Source organism: Parapedobacter sp. ISTM3, assembly GCF_016533505.1.
In the GTDB taxonomy this organism is placed as follows: Bacteria; Bacteroidota; Bacteroidia; order Sphingobacteriales; family Sphingobacteriaceae; genus Parapedobacter; species Parapedobacter luteus.
Genome location: NZ_JAENGN010000054.1, coordinates 1 through 1,238, shown reverse-complemented (window position 1 = coordinate 1,238; position 1,238 = coordinate 1). Strand labels below are relative to the sequence as shown.

1 protein-coding gene is annotated in these 1,238 nt (G+C 49.2%); it reads left to right on the top strand.

The window, feature by feature from the left end:
• Positions 1-67: 67 nt before the first annotated feature.
• Positions 68-1,167, top strand: a protein-coding gene (locus tag JHJ32_RS22530) for an IS3 family transposase (protein WP_233632818.1) whose coding sequence is annotated in 2 segments (ribosomal slippage) — positions 68-320 and positions 320-1,167 — 1,101 coding nt in all. Because the reading frame shifts where the segments join, the coding sequence is not laid out codon by codon here.
• Positions 1,168-1,238 lie beyond the last annotated feature (71 nt).

Below are 1,238 nucleotides of genomic sequence, written 5' to 3'. Positions count from 1 at the left end.
TGTAAGCTCCCCTGAAAAAAAGACTGTTAGAGAATAGAAAAATGATTGATAACTTTAACAGTATATTATGAAAGGTAAACGATTCAGACCGGAGCAGATCAGTAAGATCCTTAAAGAGTTCGAGGGAGGGAAAAGCGTTCAGGAAATCACTCGCGAACATGGTGTCAGTCCTGCCTCCTTTTACAAATGGCGACAGCGATACGGTGGCCTTGACGGCAGCGAGCTAAAGCGGGTGAAGGAACTGGAAGAGGAGAACCGCAAGCTTAAGCGGATGTACGCGGAGCTTGCCCTGGACTTAGAGGCGGCCAAGGAGGTGATCGCAAAAAAGCTTTGAAGCCCTGCCAGAAGAAACAGATTGCCCAGGAATTGATGGAGTCAGGGAAAGGCATCAGCAGGGCGTGCCGGGTGTTGGGATTGAGCAAGACGTGTTACTATTATGTCAGTACACGCGATGATAGCCAGGTGGAGTCCGCTTTAAGAAAGAAGGCGGAAGATTTTCCGCGTGAGGGTTTCTGGAAAGCGTTCAGGAGATTGCGCCGGGAAGGCCATTGCTGGAACCACAAACGGGTCCACCGGGTATACAAGCTCATTGGACTGAACATCAGGAGGAAAGCAAAGCGGAGGTTGCCGCAAAGGGTAAAGCAGCCCCTGATCAAGCCCATGTTGCCCAATGATACCTGGTCGGTGGACTTTATGAGCGACGCACTGAGCAATGGCCGCAGGTTCCGTTCTTTCAACGTGATGGACGATTTCAACAGGGAAGCACTGCATATCGAAGTGGATTATTCCCTGCGCAGTTCGCGTGTGGTCTGGGTGCTGAACCATCTGATTAAACGTAGGGGTAAGCCTGGGAAAATCAGGATGGACAACGGCCCGGAGTTCATATCCCAGCTTTTAACGGAATGGAGTATGGTCAACGGCATCGAGTTTTTATATATCCAGCCCGGAAAGCCCACGCAGAACGGTTTTGTGGAAAGATTGAACGGTACTTACCGTGATAACGTACTGGACTGCTACCTGTTTGACACCCTGGACGAAGTGAGGGAAGTTACCTGGCAATGGATGGACGATTACAACAATCACAGACCGCACGACAGCCTCGGCAATATGCCACCAACAGAATATGCTGCCCTATCCGATTTTGAAAGCGACAAACAGGCGTGTTAGGGTGTTTAGGTTTAGGTTAATTTGATGAGAATTTTGTAAAATTATGCAGTCTTAATTTGGGGAAGTCGACA